Origin of the sequence: Streptomyces sp. AM 2-1-1, from assembly GCF_029167645.1 — a bacterium.
Lineage (GTDB): Bacteria > Actinomycetota > Actinomycetes > Streptomycetales > Streptomycetaceae > Streptomyces.
In genome coordinates this window covers 4225502-4248412 of the sequence record NZ_CP119147.1, presented here as the reverse complement: position 1 = coordinate 4248412, position 22911 = coordinate 4225502, and the positions used below count along the sequence as shown (strand labels likewise).

Annotated in this window: 17 protein-coding genes; 9 read left to right on the top strand and 8 right to left on the bottom strand. The window is 72.9% G+C overall.

Features of this window, described 5'->3' with window-relative positions:
- Positions 1 to 108: 108 nt before the first annotated feature.
- Positions 109 to 801, bottom strand: coding sequence for a demethylmenaquinone methyltransferase (locus PZB77_RS18550; protein ID WP_275493724.1), 693 nt, complete (start codon positions 799 to 801; stop codon positions 109 to 111).
- Between the two features lie 194 nt (positions 802 to 995).
- On the opposite strand from PZB77_RS18550, the gene PZB77_RS18545 reads away from it, so the two are divergent.
- Positions 996 to 1523 (top strand): SigE family RNA polymerase sigma factor, encoded by a 528-nt coding sequence (locus PZB77_RS18545; RefSeq protein ID WP_275493723.1) that lies wholly within the window; start codon positions 996 to 998, stop codon positions 1521 to 1523.
- An 18-nt stretch (positions 1524 to 1541) separates the two neighbouring features.
- Entirely contained in the window at positions 1542 to 2399 is an 858-nt protein-coding gene (locus tag PZB77_RS18540) for a hypothetical protein (protein WP_275493722.1), read from the top strand.
- A 125-nt stretch (positions 2400 to 2524) separates the two neighbouring features.
- Here the strand turns inward: PZB77_RS18540 and PZB77_RS18535 are convergent, their stop codons facing one another.
- From PZB77_RS18535 to PZB77_RS18520, 4 genes are all read right to left on the bottom strand, one after another.
- Positions 2525 to 3178 carry a hypothetical protein gene (locus PZB77_RS18535; protein ID WP_275493721.1) on the bottom strand — a complete coding sequence of 218 codons (654 nt, stop codon included), beginning with the start codon at positions 3176 to 3178 and terminating at the stop codon, positions 2525 to 2527.
- Positions 3179 to 3324: 146 nt separating this feature from the next.
- Positions 3325 to 4524: a cyclic dehypoxanthinyl futalosine synthase gene (gene mqnC / locus PZB77_RS18530; protein ID WP_275493720.1), complete on the bottom strand. Its 1200-nt coding sequence runs from the start codon at positions 4522 to 4524 to the stop codon at positions 3325 to 3327.
- 72 nt (positions 4525 to 4596) lie between these two features.
- On the bottom strand, positions 4597 to 6519 hold the full coding sequence (locus tag PZB77_RS18525; RefSeq protein WP_275493719.1) for a serine/threonine-protein kinase: 1923 nt from the start codon (positions 6517 to 6519) through the stop codon (positions 4597 to 4599).
- Positions 6520 to 7736: 1217 nt separating this feature from the next.
- Positions 7737 to 8615 carry a menaquinone biosynthesis protein gene (locus PZB77_RS18520; RefSeq protein WP_275493718.1) on the bottom strand — a complete coding sequence of 293 codons (879 nt, stop codon included), beginning with the start codon at positions 8613 to 8615 and terminating at the stop codon, positions 7737 to 7739.
- Positions 8616 to 9242: 627 nt separating this feature from the next.
- Between PZB77_RS18520 and PZB77_RS18515 the strand changes: the two genes are divergently transcribed.
- The 3 genes from PZB77_RS18515 to PZB77_RS18505 all read left to right on the top strand — a co-directional run bounded on the left by PZB77_RS18515 (position 9243) and on the right by PZB77_RS18505 (position 13503).
- Positions 9243 to 9446 carry a cold-shock protein gene (locus tag PZB77_RS18515; protein WP_132902898.1) on the top strand — a complete coding sequence of 68 codons (204 nt, stop codon included), beginning with the start codon at positions 9243 to 9245 and terminating at the stop codon, positions 9444 to 9446.
- Positions 9447 to 10133: 687 nt separating this feature from the next.
- Positions 10134 to 13109 (top strand): AfsR/SARP family transcriptional regulator, encoded by a 2976-nt coding sequence (locus PZB77_RS18510; protein WP_275493717.1) that lies wholly within the window; start codon positions 10134 to 10136, stop codon positions 13107 to 13109.
- A gap of 205 nt (positions 13110 to 13314) precedes the next feature.
- A complete protein-coding gene (locus PZB77_RS18505; RefSeq protein WP_275493716.1) occupies positions 13315 to 13503 on the top strand; it encodes a hypothetical protein in 189 nt (62 codons plus the stop codon).
- 214 nt (positions 13504 to 13717) lie between these two features.
- On the opposite strand, the gene PZB77_RS18500 is transcribed toward PZB77_RS18505, so the two are convergent.
- On the bottom strand, positions 13718 to 14263 hold the full coding sequence (locus PZB77_RS18500) for a hypothetical protein (protein WP_275493715.1): 546 nt from the start codon (positions 14261 to 14263) through the stop codon (positions 13718 to 13720).
- A 311-nt stretch (positions 14264 to 14574) separates the two neighbouring features.
- Between PZB77_RS18500 and PZB77_RS18495 the strand changes: the two genes are divergently transcribed.
- Complete coding sequence (locus PZB77_RS18495; RefSeq protein ID WP_275496117.1) at positions 14575 to 15264, top strand: hypothetical protein; 690 nt, start codon at positions 14575 to 14577, stop codon at positions 15262 to 15264.
- A 46-nt stretch (positions 15265 to 15310) separates the two neighbouring features.
- On the opposite strand, the gene PZB77_RS18490 is transcribed toward PZB77_RS18495, so the two are convergent.
- On the bottom strand, positions 15311 to 17725 hold the full coding sequence (locus PZB77_RS18490; protein ID WP_275493714.1) for a PQQ-binding-like beta-propeller repeat protein: 2415 nt from the start codon (positions 17723 to 17725) through the stop codon (positions 15311 to 15313).
- Positions 17726 to 18420: 695 nt separating this feature from the next.
- The gene (locus tag PZB77_RS18485) at positions 18421 to 19239 is read right to left on the bottom strand and encodes a VOC family protein (RefSeq protein ID WP_275493713.1); all 819 of its coding nucleotides are present in this window, start codon (positions 19237 to 19239) and stop codon (positions 18421 to 18423) included.
- Between the two features lie 558 nt (positions 19240 to 19797).
- Between PZB77_RS18485 and PZB77_RS18480 the strand changes: the two genes are divergently transcribed.
- The 3 genes from PZB77_RS18480 (at position 19798) to PZB77_RS18470 (ending at position 22554) form a co-directional block, all read left to right on the top strand.
- On the top strand, positions 19798 to 20448 hold the full coding sequence (locus tag PZB77_RS18480) for a TetR family transcriptional regulator (RefSeq protein WP_275493712.1): 651 nt from the start codon (positions 19798 to 19800) through the stop codon (positions 20446 to 20448).
- 154 nt (positions 20449 to 20602) lie between these two features.
- Positions 20603 to 21289: a pyridoxal 5'-phosphate synthase gene (locus PZB77_RS18475; protein ID WP_275493711.1), complete on the top strand. Its 687-nt coding sequence runs from the start codon at positions 20603 to 20605 to the stop codon at positions 21287 to 21289.
- 161 nt (positions 21290 to 21450) lie between these two features.
- Entirely contained in the window at positions 21451 to 22554 is a 1104-nt protein-coding gene (locus tag PZB77_RS18470) for a tyrosine-protein phosphatase (RefSeq protein ID WP_275493710.1), read from the top strand.
- The last annotated feature ends 357 nt before the right edge of the window (positions 22555 to 22911 follow it).

Sequence of the window (22911 nt, the reverse complement as noted above, 5' to 3'; positions counted from 1 at the left end):
CGCGCACGCGACGGGGCGCGGTGCGGCCGTCCGGGGCACGACCGCACGGACGACCGGGCCGTGGCGCGCCCGAACCGGGCGGCGGCCACGTGCCCCGGACGGGCTGCGTCAGACGCGTACGCCCCGGTGCAGCGCGACCACGCCACCGGTGAGATCGCGCCAGGCGACGCTCGACCAGCCGGCCTTCTGCAGCAGGGTCGCCAGTCCCGCCTGGTCGGGCCAGGCGCGGATGGACTCGGCGAGGTAGACGTACGCGTCGGGGTTGCTGCTCACCGCGGTGGCCAGCGGCGGCAGCGCCTTCATCAGGTACTCCAGGTACACCGTGCGGAACGGCGCCCAGGTGGGCTGCGAGAACTCGCAGATCACCACTCGGCCACCGGGCTTGGTCACCCGGTACAGCTCACTCAGCGCGGCGTCGGTGTCCTGGATGTTGCGGAGCCCGAAGGAGATGGTGACCGCGTCGAACGTCCCGTCCTTGAACGGGAGCTTCGTCCCGTCACCCGCCGTGAAGGGCATCCAGGGGTGGCGCTCCTTGCCCACCTTCAGCATGCCGATCGAGAAGTCGCAGGGCACGACGTAGGCGCCGGCGCGGGCGAAGGGCTGCGAGGAGGTGGCCGTACCGGCGGCCAGGTCCAGGATCTTCTGCCCCGGGCGCGCGTCGACCGCCTTGGCGACCTCCTTGCGCCAGAGCCGCGCCTGTCCGAGGGAGAGCACGTCGTTGGTCAGGTCGTACCGTCGCGCCACGTCGTCGAACATCGAGGCGACTTCGTGCGGCTGCTTTTCCAGGGATGCTCGGGTCACCGTCCCATTCAAGCAGCCCGTTCCGGCAGGTCTCACCGGGGTCACCCGGGCGGCGCGTCCGGCCCGCGGCCCGGCAGGGGCGGGAGGACCACGACGAGTTCTCCTCTCCCTCTCAACCTTTCGGCGGCGGGAGCGCTCAGGGAAGGGAGACGGGACAGACAGGACCGCGAGACGGAAAGCCGCACGGGGGGCAGATGAACACAGGACCGGGCCGGAGCGCCACCGGCCCCATGACCACCGAGGGTTTCGAGGAGTTCGCCCGCGCCAGTCAGGGCCGGCTGTACAGGACCGCCTACCTCCTCTGCGGCAACGCGGAGAACGCCCGGGACCTCACACAGACGACGCTGGCCAAGTTGTTCCAGCACTGGCGCCGGGTGGGGGCGGCCGAGTCACCTCACGCGTACGCCCGGACGGTGCTGACGCGCACCTATCTCGCCGAGCGAAGAAGGCGCCTCCGGGACTTCCTCGCGCACGTGCCCCTGGATCCGCCGGTGGCCGGCACCAGCCCCGAGCTGACCGTCACCCTGCTCTCCGCCCTGGCGGAGCTGCCGCCCCGGGCGCGGGCGATGGTCGTCCTGCGCTACTGGGAGGACCTGAGTGTCGACACCGTCGCCTCCCTGATGCGGTGCAGCGAGTCCACCGTGAAGAGCCAGTGTTCCCGGTCCCTCGCCCGGCTGCGGGACCACCTCGGCGATGCCCACGTCTACGCCGATCACGCCTGAGACCAGAGGAGGAAGACCATGCTGACCGATCCCACGGAAGTCGAGCGGGAGATGGACGGGCTGCTGCTCAGGTCCGTCATGGAAGAAGCCGCGGGGCGAGAGCCCCTGAGAGGAGATCTGGTGGCCGGAGCCATGGCCCTGGGCCGCAGACGACGGGCGCGCACCCGGATCGCGCTGGGCTCGGGAATCACCGCCGTGATGGCCCTCGGCGTCTTCGCCGCGACGACCCCCTGGTCGGCCGGTGGGACGGCCACGCCCGCCGTCACGGGCTCGGATCCGAGCCCGGCCGCCCTCGTCGATCCGGACATCCTGGCCGATGCCGAACAGGTCGACCGTCCCCGCGAGCCGGTGCACGTGGAGCCCTCGCCCGGGGAGTTCTCCATGGCGGAGCTGACCACCGCCGAGCGGAGGATGCAGGAGGAGTTCCAGCAGGGGGCCGCCAAGGACCTCGACGACATGCTGTACCTCCAGGGGGTGGTGCACCCGGTGGACCTGCGCGTCAGCCAGTACCAGCTCAAGGCCGGGAAGTTCACCTATCCCCTCACCTTCTCGATCCGTCCCGCGGAGGGGAACGAGGCCGGTGAGCAGAGGAAGTGTCCGGAGAGGCCCGCGAAGCGCAGCACCTGCGACGAGTTCGTGATGCGGGACGGCACCATGGCCACCGCGACGACCGCCCCCGTGGGACCGTCGGACCTGATGGGCGCGCGGGTCGAGTTCACCTTCGAGAACCAGTCGGTCGAACTGTCCGTGGCACCGGACCTCGTGCACGGACGGTCTTCGCCCGTCACCGTCGAGCAGTTGCGCACCATGGCGCGCGACTCCCGGATCACCGGCCCGGTGAAGTTCGTGGCCGCGCACCCGATGGAGGGGATGTAGCGGAGGGGACGGAAACCTCTCGCCCCGATCCGGCCCGGGCCCGCGGGGGCCGGCACCGCACCCGTGAAGCCGGCCTGCTCCCGCACGAACGACTCCGGTCGGGGGCGCCCGGATTCGGTTTCGCCTCAGCGCCGCCGGTGGACCATCCGTCCGCCGAGGACGGTGACGACGCAGCAGGCCGCGCCCACACCGAGGAGGATCGCGTCGTCAGGGGCGTCGAACACCGCGAAGTCCGCGGGGCGGTTCGCCGTGTCGAGCGCCGGGGCGGCGAAGGCCTCGGCCACCGTACGGCGCCGTGCGAGCGGGTCCAGCGAGGCCGGCGGGCCGGGCTCCGCCGCCGGGGCGTGTCCGAGAAGTCGGATGCCCGACCGCTGTACGGCGTCCGTCACGGCGGGTCGCGTGAGCGGCCCCCCTATGGCGACGGTGCCGTGCGCGAGCATCCGCTGCACCCCGCGCCGGGCGCTGGCGCCCCACCGGGTGTCGCTCATCTCCACGCCGTTGAGGGCGGTGCCGGTCAGCGGTTCGGTGCCGAACTCGTCCGCTTCCCGCGGGTCGGGGTGGTAAGCCCGCTCCAGCAGGTGTGAGCCGTGCGGCTGGACGAGGCCGGGAGTCAACAGCCCGGGCCAACGGCGGACCCGGGCGGCCGGGTGCTGGGCGGTCAGTTCGTCGTACGGGCCGACGGCGGCGAGGATCCCGTCCCTGACGAGGACCGCGCCGCCGACGACGGGCCGGCGCCCGGGACCGGGCAGCAGCAGGTCGGCGGCGTGGATCGTCAGCACGCGGGGACACCTCGCCCGGGACCGGGCACAGAGAGACGGACGGAGGGACCGGACGGGAGCGAGCGCGGCCCTGTCGGGCGCGCCGGGCGGGCCGCGTCGGCCGGGGTCCGACCCGTCGGGCCGGCCCCGGCCGCGAGAGGCAGCCCTCAGTTGGCGCTGAGGAGCTTCAGCTCGGGGTGAGCGGTGCCGCCCTCGATGGCGGTGGACGCGATGTGCGAGACGACACGGTCGTCGACGGGGTCGAGCGCCGGGTCCTCGTGGACGACCAGGTGCTCGTACGTCGTCGCACGCTGGGCGGGCACGCGCCCCGCCTTGCGGATCAGGTCGATGATCTCCAGGCGGTTGGAGCGGTGCTTGGCACCGGCGGAGGAGACGACGTTCTCCTCCAGCATGATCGAGCCGAGGTCGTCCGCCCCGTAGTGCAGCGACAGCTGGCCGACCTCCTTGCCGGTGGTCAGCCAGGAACCCTGGATGTGCGCGACGTTGTCGAGGAAGAGGCGCGCGATGGCGATCATGCGGAGGTACTCGAAGAGCGTCGCGTGCGTGCGGCCCTTCAGGTGGTTGTTCTCCGGCTGGTAGGTGTACGGGATGAAGGCGCGGAAGCCGCCCGTACGGTCCTGCACGTCGCGGATCATGCGGAGGTGCTCGATGCGCTCGGCGTTGGTCTCGCCCGTACCCATCAGCATGGTGGCGGTGGACTCGACACCCAGGTTGTGCGCCGCCTCCATGATCTCCAGCCAGCGCTCGCCGGACTCCTTCAGGGGAGCGATGGCCTTGCGCGGGCGGGCCGGCAGGAGTTCGGCGCCGGCGCCGGCGAAGGAGTCGAGGCCGGCGGCGTGGATGCGCTGGATCGCCTCCTCGGCGGACACCTTGGAGATGCGGGCCATGTGGTCGATCTCGGAGGCGCCGAGCGAGTGGATCACCAGCTGCGGGAACGCCTTCTTGATGGCGGAGAAGTGCTCCTCGTAGTACTCCACCCCGTAGTCCGGGTGGTGGCCGCCCTGGAACATGATCTGGGTGCCGCCCAGCTCGACGGTCTCCGCGCAGCGGCGCAGGATCTCGTCGAGGTCGCGGGACCAGCCCTTGGCGGTGTCCTTCGGCGCGGCGTAGAAGGCGCAGAACTTGCACGCGGTGACGCACACGTTGGTGTAGTTGATGTTGCGCTCGATGATGTACGTCGCGATGTGCTCCGTACCCGCGAAGCGGCGCCGGCGCGCGGCGTCGGCCGCTGCTCCGAGCGCGTGCAGCGGAGCCGACCGGTACAGGTCGAGCGCCTCCTCCGCGGAGATCCGCCCGCCTTCGGCGGCGCGGTCGAGGATGGGCTGGAGGTCGGCCTTCTCGGTCACCGGGCTGTCACCTTTCGGCGGTGTTTCGACGGATCCACGGACCGAATCAGCGTACGCCAGCCCCCTCCGGGTTCAGCGGCCGGACCGGGTCAGCGTGCCGGTCGGAAGTCCGGCGGCCTCCTCGTACGACCGGTAGGCCAGCGATCCGTCGTTGTTGAGGGTGAAGCTCAGCTCCGCGTCGGCGCCGGTGCAGAAGAGACTGGCGGAGCTGTCGGCGACCGGGCGCTCATGGATCTTCAGCACCTTCTGGGTGCTGGAGGAGAGCGTCCCGATGCTGGAGCAGGAGATCTTCGTGCCGAGGTAGCTGACCGACTGGATCATCCGGACGACGTCCTGCCCCTTCTTCCCCTCGGTGAAGACGGCGGTGAGGGTGCCGTGCGAGGCCCCGGAGCGTTCGAGGGTCGGGCCCGACCAGGTACCCACGAACGCTTTGGGCAGGGCGGCGATGGCGCCCCCGCCTCCACCGCCGCCGCCTGCCCCTTCGCCGTCGCCGGTCTCGCCCTCTCCCGGGGTCGGCGGGGACGCAGTGCCGGACCCGGAGCCGGAGGAGGAGCCTGCGGAGGGGGAGCCCGCCCCCGGGTCCGGGGAGGCGGAGGGCGGGGACGCGGCGCTGTCGTTCCGCTTTCCCGCGTCCCGGTCGGCGCCTCCGGGCAACAGGTCGCCCAGCGTGCCCGACCACACCGTCGCGACGGCCAGCGCACCGGCGACGGCCAGTGCCAGGGTGCAGCTCACCCTCCGGCCGGGACGTGCGCCGGGCCGGCCCGCGGGCAGGGTGTCGGCGCTCATGGCGACGGAGAACCGCGGCCCGGGCCCCGGGGGGAACGCCTCCGCCGGCGAGCGGTGTGGGTCGGGCGGGTCGTCCGGGAGGGGAATCGGTGGGCCGAACACGCCGAGGGCACCGGAGGAGTGGGCGGCGGAGGACGGAAGACCCGTGCCCTCCTCCGCCCCCGCCCCGACCCCCGGCCCGGACGCCGACGCGGACCGGGAGGCCCCGCTGTCCGATGCGGCCGCGCGCTCGGCGGGCGTACCGCCGTCGGCCGCGCGCGCGTCGAGCGACGGGCTGCTGAAGGGGACGGGGCCGGAGAGCGGCGGGCCTTCCTGGGGTTCGAGGTCGAGCAGCGCCACGGCGTCCCGGCTCACCTCGTGGACGAGCGCGGCGGGCAGCCAGCCGGCCGCCACCAGCGCCGCCGTGCCGCCCGGGGCGAGAGCGTGGGCGACGTCGGCCGGGGTGGGCCGGGCTGCCGGGTCCTTCGCCAGACAGCCGGCGACGATCTCCCGCAACGCGCCTGCGAGGTGGCCGAGTTCGGGTTCCTCGTGGACCACCTTGTACAGGAGTACGGCGGAGGAGTTGCCGGGGAAGGGGGCGGAGCCGGTGGCGGCGTAGGCCAGGACCGCGCCGAGCGAGAACACGTCGGCCGCCCCGGAGACGTCGCCGCCCACGATCTGTTCGGGCGCCATGTAGCCGGGCGACCCCACGGAGGCCCCGGTGGAGGTGAGGGAGGTGGTGGCGCCGAGGGCCCGGGCGATACCGAAGTCGATGAGCCGGGGCCCGTCGAGCGCGAGCAGCACGTTGGAGGGCTTCACGTCCCGGTGGACGATGCCCTGCGCGTGGACACCGGCCAGGGCCTCCGCGAGGCCGCCGCCCAGGGCCCGTACGGCGGATTCGGGCAGTGCGCCGTGCCGGTTCACCGCCTGTGAGAGGGACGGTCCCGCCACGTATCCGGTGGCCACCCACGGGACCGGTGCGTCGGGGTCGGCATCCAGGACCGGGGCGGTCCACCGGGCCCCGACGCGCCGCGCGGAGTCCACCTCGCGTCGGAACCGGGCCCGGAACTGCTCGTCGAGGGCGAAGTGCGGGTGCACCACTTTCACCGCCACCGTGCGGCCGCCCGCGCTCCGTCCCAGGTAGACCCTCCCCATGCCGCCCGCGCCGAGTCTGCCGAGCAGACGGTAGGCGCCGATGGTGCGCGGTTCGCCGGCTTCCAGCGGCTGCATGGTGACTCCCCCTGTGAAGCGACCGGACCTGGACCGAAGCGTAAGGGCTGCCCGTCACCCGGTCCCAGGAAAGGGTTCCATCGGTCGTCCCGGGCGGAAGAGCGCGCCCCTGGGCGATAACGGAATGCACCATTCCACTTTCTCCGCCGTTGTGGCCCGCCACAGCGGCGGCCACCCGGCCGGGTACGTCCCGGAAGCCGCTCCCGCCCCGCATCCCGACTTCCCCGACGAGGAAAGCCCTGGCAGGCGCTGCCCCGCGCGCCGGGGAGCGAACGAAGGGGCGGCCGACAGGGGGATAAAACATGAGCGGGAGGAGAAGGCCGGGGAACGAGGCGCACCGCGACGAGGACCCGCACGCTTCATCCGGGAAAGGAGAGGGATAGCGAAGGCCATAGGGGGAGAGCGGCGTCGAGCGGAATCGGCTTACCGGTGGGTTACGCGCCGAAAGCCCCGACCGCACCCCGGCCATTCCCGCGCCGAACCGGGAACAGCCACCCGGACCTTCCGCCCGTTCGATCTCCCCCGCCCTCCGTCCCGCGATCCCGCGCCGCCCCGCGCGCCGCCTCGGAGTACGTCGCCCCGATGGGATAGGGCGACGCCCGACCGGCCTTTGCCGCATGAACTCCCGCCTCGGAGAAGCGGGGGCAGTCGGCGACGGGGGCTTTCCGGAAGAAAGCCGCGAAGAGAGGCGAAAGTCGGCAAGCGAGAGAAAGAGCCGAGAGAGTGCGAAGAGCGCGAAGGGCCTGAAGGAGGAGAAATGGATCACCGGCGCACCGGGCCGCCAGGAGGGCCGGACGGAGAGACCGAGGGCGGGGCCGAGCGGGCTCCGGACCTACGGAAGGTACGGAGTCGCCGGAGTTCTGGAGGCACCCTCGATGCGGGCCCGCAGGGGCGCGACCCGGAGCAGGGGCGCGGACGGCCGAGGTGGGCGCGGGCACAGGGCCCACCCCTCCTGGCCGCCTGCCCCGCCGCCCAGCGCCCGCCATCCGCCATCCGCCGGCCGTCCGGGACGGACGGCCGGCGCGGGAGGGCAGCCGGGCGAGCGGGCGTCCGGAAGCGAGCACCGCCCTGGCCGACGGGCCGGGCGGTGAGGGCCCGGTCCGGGGGACGCACGCTCCGGGCGGACCCCACGGGTCCGGCGGACCGGCGGACCGGCCGGGCTGGCGGGCCGCAGGGTCCGGGCCGGAGGGCCGCCGGGGTCCGGCCCGGCAGCGGGGTCAGCTGCCGAGCAGCTCGACGTGTACGTCGGTGGGGTAGCCGGTGGTGCCGCCGGTCCGCCGGGCGAACTCCCGCACGCCCGCCAGTTGGTCGGGGCCGAAGCGGAAGTCGAGGGTGGTGAAGTACCTCTCCAGCACCTCCGCGTCGAAGGCCTCCCAGCGCGCGGCCTGCTCGGCGACCTTGGTGACCTCTTCGAGGGATACGTCCCGCGAGGCCAGGAAAGCCTCGTGCACCTTGGCGACGTAGTTCGGCTCGGCGGCCAGGTAGTCCTTGCGGGCGGCCCAGACGGCGAAGACGAACGGCAGCCCGGTCCACTCCTTCCACATCTCGCCGAGGTCGTGGACCTGGAGGCCGAGGCGCGGGGCGTCGTGCAGGTTGGCACGGAGAGCGGCGTCCCCGATCAGCACGGCGGCGTCCGCCTCCTGCATCATCGCCGCGAGGTCGGGCGGGCAGGTGTAGTAGTCGGGCCGCACCCCGTAGCGCTCGGCGAGCAGGAGCTGAGCCAGCCGGACGGAGGTGCGGGAGGTCGAGCCGAGAGCCACCCGGGCCCGGTCGAGCTGCTCCAGGGGCACCTGCGACACGATCACGCACGACATGACGGGGCCGTCGCAGCCGACCGCGATGTCGGGGAAGGCGACCAGGTCATCGGCGTTGCGCAGGAACTCCACCAGGGTGATGGGACCGATGTCCAGCTCGCCCTTGACCAGCTGCTCGCTGAGCTTCTCCGGGGTGTCCTTCGACAGCTCCAGATCGAGCAGGGTTCCCGTCCGCGCCAGCCCCCAGTAGAGGGGAAGGCAGTTCAGGAACTGGATGTGGCCGACGCGGGGCCGGCTGCGGCGATGGCCGCTTTCGACGGGAGAGACGGTTGAATTGTCCACATCGCGAGGCTAGACCCGCAGCCCAGGAGCAGCACCACCGGGGCGTCCGCCCCCGCGTCGTCGTCCTCTCCCACCCGCAGCGCGCCCCGTCAGGGCCCCCACTCCGTGGGCCGGCGACCACCGGCGCCCGCACCGCTCCCCGCCCGCACCGCTCCGGCAGCGCCCCTCCGGCCGCACCACCCCGTCGGCCCCGCGGCCCGGATCCGTACCCCGGAACACCACCGCTCCCCCGCACTTGCCCCGCCGCACCCCCGCGCCCCACCTCACCTCACCTCACCTCACCTCACCAAGCGCCGCATCCCCTCCTCACGGCACGTCGCGCTCCCCCTTCACGCCCCTCACCACCGCTCTTTCCGCGCCCCCTCCGGGCAGGCCGCGCCACACACCCTCCGCAGCCGCCTCCCGACGCGCTGGTCACCTATCGGATCGCCCAATCAAACATTCGAGTGAAGTGATCTTTCCCTCTACCGCTCCCCAGAGAGTGCGTGCTAGGCTCGCCCGCAAGTTGCAGTTTGGTTTCCCTTGCAGTACAAAGCCTGCGGAGCATGTAACCCGCAGGCTTTTGTAGTTTTCAGACTTCTTTGCAGGTTCTGGAGCAGGGCAACCCTTTGGCCCAAGGAGGGCTTTATGGCTACCGGAACCGTCAAGTGGTTCAACGCTGAAAAGGGCTTCGGCTTCATCGCCCAGGACGGCGGCGGCCCGGATGTCTTCGTTCACTACTCCGCGATCAACTCGTCCGGGTTCCGCTCTCTCGAGGAGAACCAGGTCGTGAACTTCGACGTCACTCAGGGTCCGAAGGGCCCGCAGGCTGAGAACGTCACCCCGGCCTAGTTGCCCGGGTCGGCCGATCGCGGCCGGTAAGCAGTACCCAAGGAGCCCCGTCCCTTCGCTTCGGCGAAAAGGCGGGGCTCCTGCCTTTCCGCACCGGCCACCGCACGACCGTGGATACCGAGCCGGCGTGGCGTGGATACGGAGCCGTCGTGGCGTGGATACCGGGCCGGCGTGGCGACGGCTCCGCACGGCAACGGCTCCGCTCAACGACGGCTCCGTGTGACGCTCCGCCGCATGACGCGTACCTCGGGCCCGGAGCGTCACCACGAGAGACCACGTGGGCCGGCGGCCCTCCCGGCGCACCCGCCGCGGACGGACCGGCCACACCCGCCATACCGGCCACACCGGCGACACCGGTCCACCGGTCCACCGGTCCACCGGTCCACCGGTCCACCGGTCCACCGAGCACCGACTACCGGCCACCCCCCGGCGAACGTCGGCCACCGATCCCCGCCCGCCCCGTTCCTGGGCAAGGTTCCGCGTACGTTGTCGAAGCCTTGTGCAGAGCATCACGCAGTGCTGACGGGGCAGCCCGCGACAAGGCAGACTGTCGACAGCGGCATCAGCGGTGCGGAGCGATCCGGATGTACCCCGAACCACACCGGGGTACTCTCCTCCGTCCCGGAGCCGGTGCCGGTGCCGGTGACCACAGCACGACCGGGCGGCGAAGCAGGACAGGGGGCATCAATGGACGGCGACGACGGGCCACGCGTGCGCGTTCCGGAACAACTCGCCGCGCAGCCCTCCGTACCCGGAGCCGAGCTGTGCTTCGCCGTTCTCGGCCCCGTGCGCGTGCGGCTCGGCGGGACCCCGCTCCCCTCCGGATCCCCTCAGCAGCGCGCTCTGTTGGCGGCGCTGCTCCTCCGGGACGGCCGTACCGCGACCGCCTCCGAGCTGATCGACGCCATCTGGGGGGAGGAGTCACCGCCGCAGGCCCTGGCGGCGATCCGTACGTACGCCTCCCGGCTCCGCAAGGCGCTCGGCAGGGACGTGCTGGTCAGCGAGTCCGGCGGGTACGCGATACGTCTCGACGAGGGTTCGCGCGCCCTCGACGTCCATCTCGCGCAGGAGTCGGTGAGCGCGGCCGAGAAGGCGCGGAGCTCCGGTGACCGGGCGCGGGCGCGGGAGTTGGTGGCCGCGGCTCTCGCCCACTGGGACGGCGAGACGCTGGCCTCCGTACCGGGGCCGTACGCGGAGAACCAGCGCACCCGACTGGAGGAGTGGCGGCTCCAGCTGACGGAGACGCGGCTCGACCTGGACCTGGAGCTGGGCCACCACGCGGACACGGTCGCCGAGCTCACCGCGCTGACCGCCGCGCACCCTCTGCGGGAGCGGCTGCGGGAGTTGCTGATGGTGGCGCTCTACCGCAGCGGCCGGCAGTCCGAGGCGCTCGCGGTGTACGCGGACACCCGGCGGCTCCTCGCCGAGGAGTTGGGCGTCGATCCGTGCCCCGAGCTCTCCCAGCTCCAGCAGCGCATCCTGCGGGCCGACGACGAGTTGGCGCGTCCGGTCGGCGGGTCCGCGGCCGTGCCGGCGACGGCTCCGCGTCCCGCCCAGCTGCCCGCCACGGTCCCGGACTTCACCGGCCGCGACTCCTTCGTACGGGAGCTCGGGAACCTGCTGGCGACGGCCGAGGGGTCGGTGATGGCGGTGTCCGCGGTGGCGGGCATCGGGGGCGTCGGCAAGACCACGCTCGCCGTGCACGTCGCCCACCAGGCCCGGAACCACTTCCCGGACGGGCAGTTGTACGTCAACCTCCAGGGTGCGGGGGGCCGTGCCGCCGAACCCGAGACGGTGCTGGGGGCGTTCCTGCGGGCGCTGGGCACGCCGGAGTCGGTGATTCCGCCCTCGCTCGACGAGCGTGCCGCGCTCTACCGTTCGGTGCTCGACGGCCGCCGGGTCCTGGTGCTGCTGGACAACGCCCACGACGCCGCGCAGGTGCGGCCGTTGCTGCCCGGCACCGCCGGGTGCGCGGCCCTGGTGACGAGCCGGGCGCGCATGATCGACCTGGTCGGCGCGCACCTGGTGGACCTGGACGTGATGTCTCCCGCGGAGGCGCTGCAGCTCTTCACCCGGATCGTCGGCGAGGAGCGGGTGAGCGCCGAACGGGAGGCGGCCCTGGACGTGGTGGCGGCCTGCGGGTTCCTGCCGCTGGCGATCCGTATCGCCGCCTCGCGGCTGGCCTCGCGCCGTACCTGGACGGTGTCGGTCCTCGCGGCGAAGCTCGCCGACGAGCGGAGCCGGCTGGACGAACTGCGGGCCGGCGATCTGGCGGTGAAGGCGACGTTCGAGCTGGGTTACGGCCAGTTGGAGCCCGCCCAGGCCCGGGCGTTCCGTCTGCTGGGTCTGGCGGACGGTCCCGACATCTCCCTCGCGGCTGCGGCGGCGCTCCTCGATCTGGAGCCCCACGTCGCCGAGGATCTCCTGGAGTCGCTGGTCGACACCTCGCTCCTGGAGTCGGCGGCGCCGGGGCGCTACCGCTACCACGATCTCGTCCGGCTCTACGCGCGTGCGTGCGCCGAGCGCGACGAGCATCCCCCGGAGCAGCGGGCGCGGGCCCTCTCCCGGCTGATCGACTTCTACCTGGCGACGGCCACGAGCGTGTACGCGCTGGAGCGGCCGGGCGACCGCCTGGTGGACCATCTGGAGCCGGCCGGCCGGGCCGGGCTCGTCTTCACCGACCGGCAGGCGGCCCTGGACTGGCTGTACACGGAGGCGGCCACGATCCTCGCCTGTGTGCGCCAGTCCTGCGGTGCGGACACTCTGCGCCGCGCGGTCGATCTGCTCTGGGCGGCGCTGGACCTCGGCGAGTCGGGTGCCAACGCGAAGCAGTACGAGGCGACCGCGCTGGCGGTGCTGGAGGCGGCGGGGGCGTGCGGCGACCGGCGGGCGGAGGTGCGTGCCCTGGTCACCCTCGCGGACGTGCACCACGCGTCGGGGCGCTTCGACCAGGCCGAGCAGGAGGCGACGCGGATCATGGCGCTCGTGGAGCCCGCCCTCGATCCGCTGCCGGGCTGCTGGGCCTCGAACGCCCTCGGGATCATGGCCCTTTACCAGAGCCGTCACAGCGATGGTGAGACGTTCTTCTCGCAGGCCATCGATGCGTTCCGGCTGATCGGTGACCGGCCGGGCGAGGCGAGCGCGCTGTGCAACCTCAGCCGTATCCATCTGGCGACCGGCCGCACCGCCAGCGCGGTGGAGCTGGCGCAGCGGGGCACCGACATCTACGACGGCATGGGGCACGCGCTGCGGAGCGCCAACGGCCGTTACGCCCTGGGCATGGCGCTCACCCAGCGCGAGTTGTACGCGGATGCCACCGACCGTCTGCAGGAGGCCCTGCGGGTGTTCCGGGAGAGCCGGCAGCGGCTGTGGGTGGGGATGACCCTGTTCCGTCTGGCGGAGGTGGATCTCGCCGCCGGGCGTGCGGTGGAGGCCGCCGCCGAGGCCGAGCAGTCGCTCACCGCGCTGCGCGGGATCGGGGGCGAGTGGCGGAAGGCCAACGTCCTGACGGTCCTCGGGCGGGCTCTGGTCCGGATCGGCCAGTTCGGCCGGGCGCGGGTCTGCTGGCGCGAGGCGCTCGCCGTCTACGACGAGTCGGGCTCCCCCGAGGCCGCCGACGTGCGCGCCCTGCTCGACCGGTTCGCCTCAGTGATGCCCGCGTGACACGGCGTCGGTCGTCGTTCATCATTCGTTTATCGCGGCCCGGCACTCTTCCTATCAGTCGATCCGTCGCGCCGGGGGGCGGACGGTGTGACCCGCGGGCCGCGGCATCAGGGCAAGCGGCGCAGACGAGGCGTGTCCGGCGGTCTCGGGGGAGCAGCCGGACGCGTCTCGCCCACTCAACACGAAGAATCGCAGGGAGCGGAACATGGCAAACGCCAAGAAGGACTCCGGACTCACGACGCAGGACATGCACGCCACCGGCACCGAGGTCGCCGGGGAGCCGGCCACGCTCTCCGCGTCGGCCTCGGGAACGGTGAAGCCGCTGGACATGCACGCCACCGGTGGTACGGCGACGACCGACGACATGCACGCCACGTCGGAGCCCGTCACCTGACGGACTTTTTTCGCAACGGGGGCCCGGGGTTCGGGGGAGCCGCGGGGCACGGGGGAACGGCCGCGGTGGCGCGGAGGGGGAGCCACCGCGGCCGTCGTGCGTCCTCGGCCGGCGGGCACACCGCGAGGGTTCCGGTACGGGGGTTCCGGTACGGGCTCGGGGCCCGTCGCGACGGTGTCGCGGCGGGCCCCGATCCGTGCGGCCGTACGGATCGTCAGCCGGCGAGGACCGCTTCGGCGGTGCACCGGTACACCTCGTCGACCGTGGCCGGGTGCGCCATCGGAACCGTGAAGTCCTGCGTGTCGAGGGGCGAGTCGGCGTCGAGGGTGACCTGCCGGGTCCCGGTGTCGACCGAGTTGCCGGCGGAGTCCCAGAAGGTCACCGTGAGGTCCACCCGCGCGGTGCCGGAGCCGGTCGGGGTGAGCTCGACCGTCGAGACCGTCACCGCCTTCCTGGAGCCCTTCGCCGGTTCGGCGCACCTGACGACGCGGACGGTCGGGTCGGTGGTGGCGGCTTCCGTGGTGGCGTCGGTGGTCGGATCCGCCGTGGACGAGTCCGAATAGTAGTCATCGTCATCGTCGTCGTAGGTGTTGTTGTTGGCGTCGTAGTCCCCGTTGCTCTTCTTGGAGCTGGAGCAGCCGCCTCCGCCGCCGGAGTGGTGGCTCGATCCGCCGTGGCCGTGGCTCGACGTGGAGAACCCGGTGAGTGCGAGTACCACCACCGCCAGGACCGCCGCCATTTTCACCTGTTGCCGCACCATGATGCAGCCCCCCTTGCATCTCGTCTTCGTCGTCGGGCGCCTTCTCGCGGCGCCTTCGGGCCTTCTCGTGTCCGCTCCAGCATCGCGGCGCGGACTCCTCGCAGAGTCATGACCCTGTCACAGATGGGTCATGGTGTGCCGGGTGGGAGCCGAAGTCCCGGGGCACGCCGCGCTCGCGGAGGCGGAGGGCCGGGCGTAGCGTCGAGGACGAGAGCGGCACGCACAGGTCCGCGCGCGTGCTGCCGGTACGGAGAGGTGCGCATTCCTCGGGCACCGGTACGTACGCACGCGCACGGCACGGGAGGCTGATGATGATCCGCAACGTCCTCGGCTCCGTCGTCGCTCTCGCCGGAGCGGCGGCCGCCGTCCTGAGCCCCTTCCGCGACTGGTACGACGGCCGCCCCGGGCGTGGTTACCGCGTCGGGGACCTCTTCGAAGGCATCACCGCGACCCCGTCGGGGGTGATGGCCTCGCTGTTCCTGCCGTTCCTCGTCGCCGCGGTGCTGACGATCGTCGGGGTGGCGTTCCGGTCGCGGCTCGTCGTCGCGCTCGCCGGAGTGCTGGTGCTCGGCTTCACCGTGCTGTGGATGGTCCGTCAGGGTCAGGCGGCGGGGAGCCTGACGGTGGACTCCGACGGCTCCGGGCTCCAATGGGGCGTGGTGCTGGCGATGGGCGGCGGTCTCCTGCAGCTGATCGGAGCGCTGCTGATGTCGGGCCGCCGCCGTCGCGGTCGCCGGCCGGACGAGCGGCTGGAACCGTATCCCCCGCCCGACGGCCGGCACCCGGACACCTGGCCGCCCACCCAGGAACCGGGCCCTTCCACGCAGACGACACCGTGGCCCGAGCCGGAACCCCACCCGTACACCGGACCGGAAGGCCCGCACGGCCCGAGGGGCCCGCACGGCCCGTACGGCGCGGGCGGTCCGTACGGCGCGGGACGCCCGGAACAGCCCGACGGTCCCGGAGGACCGGGCGACCCCCGCGGCCGCGAGGATCCCTGAGAGCCCGACGCCGCGGCGAGGACGGTCGCCGACACCCGGTTCCCGGCTACCGGGGCCGGTTGTTCCCCGTCCCCGTACCCTTCAGCGCGTCCAGCGCGTACACGCACCGGTCCTTGCTGCAGGCGTAGACGACTCCGTCGCGCGCCACCGGGGAGCCGGTGATCTCACCGCCGGTGGCGAGCTTCCAGCGCAGGGTGCCGCCCGCCGCGTCCAGGGTGTAGAGGACGTGGTCGGCGGAACCGAAGTGCACCCGCCCCTCCGCCACCACGGGGCTGCCGACGACGTCGCCGCCGGCCGCGAAACGCCACTTGGGGGTGCCGGTCACCGCGTCCAGGGTGTAGAGCGCGCTGCCGCTGCCCACGTGCACGTTGCCGTCGGCGACCAGCACCGGCTCGATGGCGTGGCGGGCCTCGGTGGCGATGCGCCAGCGGTCCTTGCCGTTCACCGCGTCGAGCGCGTACACCGTGCCGAGGTAGTCGGCGAGGTAGACGCCCCCGCCGGTCACCGCCGGGCCGGCCGCGAAGGCGGGCGGCGAGAGGAAGACGGCGGGGGCCTCGAAGTGCCAGCGCACGTGGCCGGAGGCGATGTCCACGGCCAGCACCCGGGTACCCGCCGCGACGTACGCGTTGCCGTCCGGCGCCGGTGTCACCCGGACCGGAACGCCTCCGCAGGAGGCCGCGTCCCCGATCGGGTAGGACCAGCGCTCGGAGCCGGTACGGGCGTCGAGCGCGCGCAGCCGGGCGTCCTTCCAGACATAGGCGGTGCCGTCGTGGAGCGCCGGGCCGGCTTCCGCCGTCTCGAAGTCGGTCTGTGCGCCGTCGATCTCCCAGAGCGGTTCGCCGCCGGCGGCGTCCCAGGCCTGGACACCGCCGCCCCGGGTGCCGGTCAGGACGGTGCCCCGGTCGGCCCTGAGCGAGTAGATCCAGGCGTCGGTACGTACCCGCCACCGCTCGGTGCCGCTCGTCGCGTCGAGCGCGTAGAGGGAGGGTCCGTCCGAGGCGTGGATGACCCCGTCGTCGACGGCCATCGCCCAGGCGACGTCCCGGGTCTTGAACTGGCGGCGGCCGTTGCCGGTGTCGAGGGCGTGGATCTCGAAGGACGTGACGTAGAGCAGTCCGTCGGCGACGACCGGGGTGCCCCAGACATCGTTGGACATGCGGAACCGCCAGGGGCGCCAGCGGTCCGGCGCGGCCGGGGCCGCCTCGGGGGCGGTCGTCGGCGCCGGCACGGGGGCGGTGGCCGGGGCGGCGTGCGCCCCGCCCATCCCGGCGGGCGGGCGGACCCAGCCGGTGGCGGCGGCCGGGTGCGCGGCGGCGGCTCCCCGGATCTCGGCGGCGCGCGGCCCGGGCCCGATGGCGACCTTCGCACCGATCAGCCGCACCGGGCCGCCGTCGGTCGACGGGGCCGCCGGTCCGGCGAGCCCGCGTCCCACCGGCGCGGGCCGCGCGTGGGACGGCGGGGGCATCGGGGCGGTCTCGGGCATCCGGTTGGTGTCCCAGTCGCCGGCCGGCGGGCGCGGGGGCGGCGGCGGGGCCACCAGCTGCGCGGGGGCGGGGGCCATGGTGCGTCCGCCGCCGCGCCGCTGCTCGATCATCGCGGTGGCCCGGCCGGGCAGCCAGGCGGAGGCGGTGCCGCTGTCGTCGCTGCCCGAGGCGAACAGGTGCGGGGCGAGCTGTGACTGGAGGTCGGCGGGGCTCGGACGGCGGGTCGGGTCCATCAGCATGCAGGACTCGATCAGCGGACGGAGTTCGTCCGGCAGGCCCTCGGTGTCGGGGCCCTCGCGCAGCAGCATGAAGACGGTCTCGACCGGGTTCGCGCCGTGGAAGGGGGCGTGTCCGGTGGCCGCGAAGACGAGGGTCGAGCCGAGCGAGAAGACGTCGCTCGCCCCGGTGACGCTGCGCGAGTCGCGGGCCTGCTCGGGCGACATGTAGGCGGGGGTACCCACGGCGACGTTCGTCATGGTCAGCCGGGTGTTGGAGACCCCGGAGGCGATGCCGAAGTCGATGACCCGGGGGCCGTCCTCCACGACGAGCACGTTGGACGGCTTCAGGTCGCGGTGGACGAGCCCGGCGCCATGGATGGACTGAAGAGCCTCCGCGATTCCGGCGGCCAGCCAGCGGACGGCCTGGGTGGGCATCGGCCCGCACTCGTTCACTATCTCTTCGAGCGAGGGGGCCGGTACGTAGGCGGTGGCCAGCCACGGCACGGCGGCGCGCGGGTCGGCGTCCACCACGGCGGCGGTGTAGAACCCGCTCACCGCACGGGCGGCCTCCACCTCGCGGGTGAACCGGACGCGGAAGAGCTGGTCCTCGGCGAGCTCGGTGCGGACGGTCTTGATCGCCACCCGCCGGCCCGACGCCGAGCGTGCGAGATAGACGAGCCCCATGCCGCCGGCTCCGAGCCGTCCCAGCACCTCGAACGGGCCGATCCGTCTCGGGTCGTGCTGCGTCAGCTGCTCCACTTGCCTGCCACCTCCCCGTACGGGCCCTGGTCCCATGACCCCGGCCCGTGAATTCCCGCCCCGTGCAGCGTCTCACCACCGGGCACCACCTGGCGGTGCGCACCCCGATTCTTCCTGGCGCGGCCCCCAGTTGCGAACCCGGGGGCGAATCGGGGTGTCATCGGCCACGCAGGTGGCGACGGCATCGGGCCCGCTGGTAAGGAAACGGCCCCGCACAACCGCCGTACGGGCGAGGGCCGGGGCGTGCGTGGAGCACGGCGTACGGCGAAGTGCACCGGTGCGAGCCGGTGTTACGTGTCGCGGGCCCCGCGCACGGGCGGGTCGCGCGCCGCGTACCGGCCGACGACAACCCGTCAGCCACCCGACCCCGCCGGCCGTCGACCGATCGGCTCCGCGGCTCAGCTCGTGGCGGTCCCGCGCAGTGCCGCGAGCGCCTGTTCCGCCTCCGGCGGCGTCCAGGCGCCCAGAACCGGTCCCCCGAAGGTGCACGCGGTGATTCGGGCTCCCCCGTCCACGTGCACCGGATCGCGCAGCGAAGCCGACCGCACGTCCGGCGCCCTCGTCCCCGTCGGCAGGTCCACAGGTCCACCAGCGAGGTCCACCAGCGCAGCGGCGCGCGGGCCCCGTCCGGCCCGGCCCCGCCCGGACCGGCCCCCGTCCGGCCCCCGCCCCGGGCCCGGGACCGTCGACACCGCCTACGGCAGCGTCGGCTCCGACGGCTGGAGCACGGCGAACGCGGCGCTCTGGTCGTCCTGGAACGCCGCCATCCGTCCGTACGCGATGTCGAAGGGCGCGGCCGTGACACGACCGCCCAGTTCCGTCACCCGTTCGGCGGCGCGGTCGCAGTCGGCGACGGCGAAGTACGTCAGGAAGTGGCTGGGCATCATCTCCGGGAACGCGTCGGTGATGACGCTCCGGCCGCCGACCGCGGTGTCGGGGCCGGGGGTCGCGCCGGGCGGGGACCACATGCGGAAGTCGATGCCGTTCCCGGCCGGTCCGGTCTCCCCGCCCGCGTCGGTGCCGGCGTTCAGGTCGGTGCTGCGGAAGCCGAAGACGCGCTCGTAGAAGGGATCGACCCGGTCGGGGCGCCGGGTGTAGAGCTCGGTCCAGCAGTACGAACCGGGCTCGTTCTGCTTCTCGAAGCCGGGCCGCTCCTCGGCCTGCCAGAGCCAGAAGGCGGCTCCGTCGGGGTCCACGGCCTGGGCGAGGATCCCGGCGCGGCCCGCGCGGACGGGGTCGGTGATGATCTGCCCGCCCTCCGCACGGATCGCGTGGACGGTCGCCCGGATGTCGTCGGTGGCGAAGTGGACGCCCCAGGTGGTGGGCATCCGGCCGTCCGTCTTGGCGGCGAGCGCGGCGACGAGCCGGCCCTCGCTGTAGGCGTCGGCGAAGGGCATGCCGTCCCCGGCGCGGAAGGTCCAGCCGAAGAGCCCGCCGTAGAAGCGCTTGCCCGCTTCGAGGTCGGAGAGGTGCACCTCCACCCAGCAGGGAACGGAGTGCGCGAATGCCGCCATTGGCCGGGTCCTTCCCTCGCCGGGAGCGACCGGCCGTACCGCACGGCCGGGCGCGCCACGTGTGCGTGACGCTCTCCCGGCCAACGTAACGGCGCCCGCTCTCCCCCGCCCGCCGATGGGGTCGGCTCCACGTCGCGGCGCCTCCGTTCCCGCTCAGAAGATGCGCGGGAACGGCGACGCGAACCGGTCCCGAGGAACGGCTGCCGACGCCTCCGCGAAATGGCCGTCGTTTTCGTTCTCCCTGCTCCAGCTCGTAAGGCGACCGCTCCTTTTGGGGTGAAAGGTGTCCAAGGAAGCCGCCCCTCCGTCTCGACTACCGGGAGAGTTGTCCACCGAAGTTGTCCACAGGCTGTTGATAACACTTACCGCCCGGACAATCGCCCCCGGAACCCCTCCGGAAGATCCCGGCCGCGAGAGCCCCGGAAGTTCCTGTGGGCGCGTGCGGATCACTCGAAAAAAGATGGCCGAAATACCACCCGTCGCCCTCTGCGCGCTGGGTAATTCCCCATTTGCACTCGGCCGAATCGCGCTCCGTTCACCCGTCGGTAAGCTGACGGCATGACAGGACAAGTACGCACCGTCGACGGCCGCGTGGCCGGTCGACGCGGTCAGGCGACGCGGCAGAAGCTGCTCGACTGCCTCAGCGAGATGCTCAGATCCTCGCCGTACCGGGACGTCAAAGTCATCGACGTCGCACGGAAGGCGGGGACTTCACCCGCGACTTTCTACCAGTACTTCCCGGATGTGGAAGGCGCCGTCCTCGAAGTCGCCGACGAACTGGCCAAAGAGGGGACCGGACTGGGCGAACTGGCCTCCGGTCGCTCGTGGGTCGGCCGGGCGGGATGGCAGGCGGCCGAGGAACTGGTGGACGGATTCCTCGACTTCTGGCGACGCAACGACGCGATTCTCCGCGTGATCGACCTCGGTGCGGCCGAGGGCGACAAGCGGTTCAACAAGCTCCGCGTGAAGATCCTCAGTTCGTTCACCAACTCGCTCACGGACGCGGTGAAGGAACTGCAGGGCAAGGGCAAGGTCGACAAGGACGTCAATCCGGCGGCGGTGGCGGGATCGCTCGTCGCCATGCTGGCCGCCGTCGCCTCGCACCAGAAGGCCCTGACCACCGGCACGGGCGTCAAGGCCGGCGAACTCCGCCCGAACCTGGCCCTCTTGGTGCACCTGGGCGTCACCGGCAAGAAGCCCACGAAGTAGGCGCCCGCGACGAAGGTCCCCCTCCCCCTTCACCGGGCGGCGCACGGCGACCCCGGTCGCCCGACATCCTGTCTCACCGACGGCGGGCCACACGCACGATGTGGCCCGCCGTCGGTGCACCCGGGTCCCCTCCGCTGCTGCTGGAATTGGCCGTATGAGCGACGACGAAGCGTCCCGTACCGACGCGCACACCACCTTCCTCCGTCTGCTGCACGCCCAGCGCGTGTGGGACACCGACCTGCCCGGCTTCGACCCGGCCACCGCGCCCGGGGCCCCCGTCCCGCTCTTCCACGCGTGGTTCGCCGAGGCGGTGGCCGCCGGACAGCCCGAGCCGCACACCATGGCGCTGGCGACGGTGGACGCGTACGGCCGTCCGGACGTGCGGACACTGATGCTGCACGACGCGGACGAGCGCGGCTGGCGTTTCGCGACCCACGCGACCAGCGCCAAGGGCCACCAGCTCGCCGCCCACCCGCACGCCGCCCTCGACTTCTACTGGCCGGTCCAGGGCCGCTCGGTACGGGTACGGGGCCCCGTCGCCCCCGGCTCCGCCGAGGAGAGCCGGGCCGATCTGCACGCCCGCTCCACCGGTGCGCTCGCCTCGGGCCTGGTCGGCCGCCAGAGCGAGGTGCTGGCGGACGCCGGGGAGCTGGCCCGCGCTTCGGACGCCGCGTGGCAGCGGGCTCGTGACGAACCCGACGCGGAGGTTCCGAGCTGGCGGCGGTACGTCGTCCGGCCCGAGGAGGTCGAGTTCTTCCAGGGCGACGCCCGCCGCCGCCACGTACGGCTCCGCTACCGCCGGCAGGGCGCGGGGTGGGTGCGGGAGCTGCTCTGGCCGTGAGGAACGCGGCCGAGATACGGGGCACGGGGCACGGGTACGGGCGGAGAGGCGGCCGGGGCGGCGGGGCCCGCAGCACACCGGAGCAGAGGTGCAGCCCGACTTGGCCGGCAATTCATCCAGGGTTCTCCCCCTGCTCGCACGGCAAAAGCAGGCTCACCCCCATGAACACCATGAACCGCGCCCGGGTCTCCGCGGCCGTCGCCGCCGCCGCCCTGCTCGTCGGCGCCGGCACCTCGGCCGCTTCGGCAGCCCCCCACCACGCTTCCGCACCCCAGGGCAAGCCGTCCGCCTCGCGGGAGCACCACCAGCGGATACCGTTCACCGCCGCGACCGTCACCGCGAACGACAACGGTTCGTACACCCTCTCCTGGACCGCGCCCGGGGTCCGGCAGGTCGTCGTCAGGGCGAACGGCAGGGTCGTCGCCCGAGGCGGCAGCCACGCCACCGTGACCGTCAAGGGCCTGCCGGCCGCCGACCGCCAGTGGTTCGACTTCGTCCCGGCCCGGGGCGGTTCGCTCCGCCTCGCCGACCGCGAGATCCAGTTGTCCGGCACGGTCAACTTCCGTGACGCGGGCGGATACCGCACCAGCACCGGCCAGTGGGTCAGGATGGGCGAGGTCTACCGCTCCGGGGCGCTGAACACCCTCACCCCCGCCGATGTCGCCAAGCTGAGCCGCCTCGGCATCGAGGTCGACTACGACCTGCGTACCGCCGGTGAGCGCACCTCCGCCCCGGACACCGTCCCGGCCGGCGCGACGTACGTGGTCGCCGACGTCATCGGCGGCGACATCACGACGGCGATCGACCTGTCCTCGGCCGAGAAGTCCGCCCAGTACATGGTGGACGGTGAGAAGGCGATGGTCAGCTCCGCCACCGGCAAGGCCGCCTACCGGCTGGTCTTCGCGGGTCTGGCCGACGACGACCGGCACGCGGTGCTCTTCCACTGCTCGGCGGGCAAGGACCGCACGGGCTGGGCGAACGCCGCCCTGCTGACCGCGCTGGGCGTGCCGAGGGCCACCGTGATGCAGGACTACCTCGCCAGCAACACCTACCGCGCCGAGGCGAACGCCGCCGCGCTCGAAGCGATGCCGGCCGGGATGGCCGCCGCGTACAAGCCGCTGCTGGACGTCCGCGCCGAGTACCTGAACTCCGGCTTCGACGAGGTCGGGGCCCGGTTCGGTTCGTTCGAGAACTACGAGAAGAAGGGCCTCGGCCTCTCCTCGAAGGAGATCAGGGAGCTGAAGGCCTCGCTGCTGGTCGGCTGAGACCCCAGGGCGCCACTGGTCCTCTGTGTGAGTACGGCCCGCACGCCGGCAGTGCTCACACAGAGGGCTCAGTCGGCGGCCCGGGCACCTTCCGTGCACAAGTGAAGAACACGGCTCAGTGACGCGTCCCTCTGACGAGCCTCGTCCCCGCACTTCGTCCACTGGCGCGAGGAACAGCGAGGCATGGAGTCCGGCCTCGACCCCGACACGGGCGAACCCGCCCCGTACTCCGACGGGTACGCATGCCGACCTTCCTGCCGGGCGGGGCCGGCGCCGCCCGGTCACGGTCGAACCGATCTCCGCGCACCGGGCACCGCGCCGGACCGCGGCGGGCGGACGGCATCGTCGTCCGCCCGC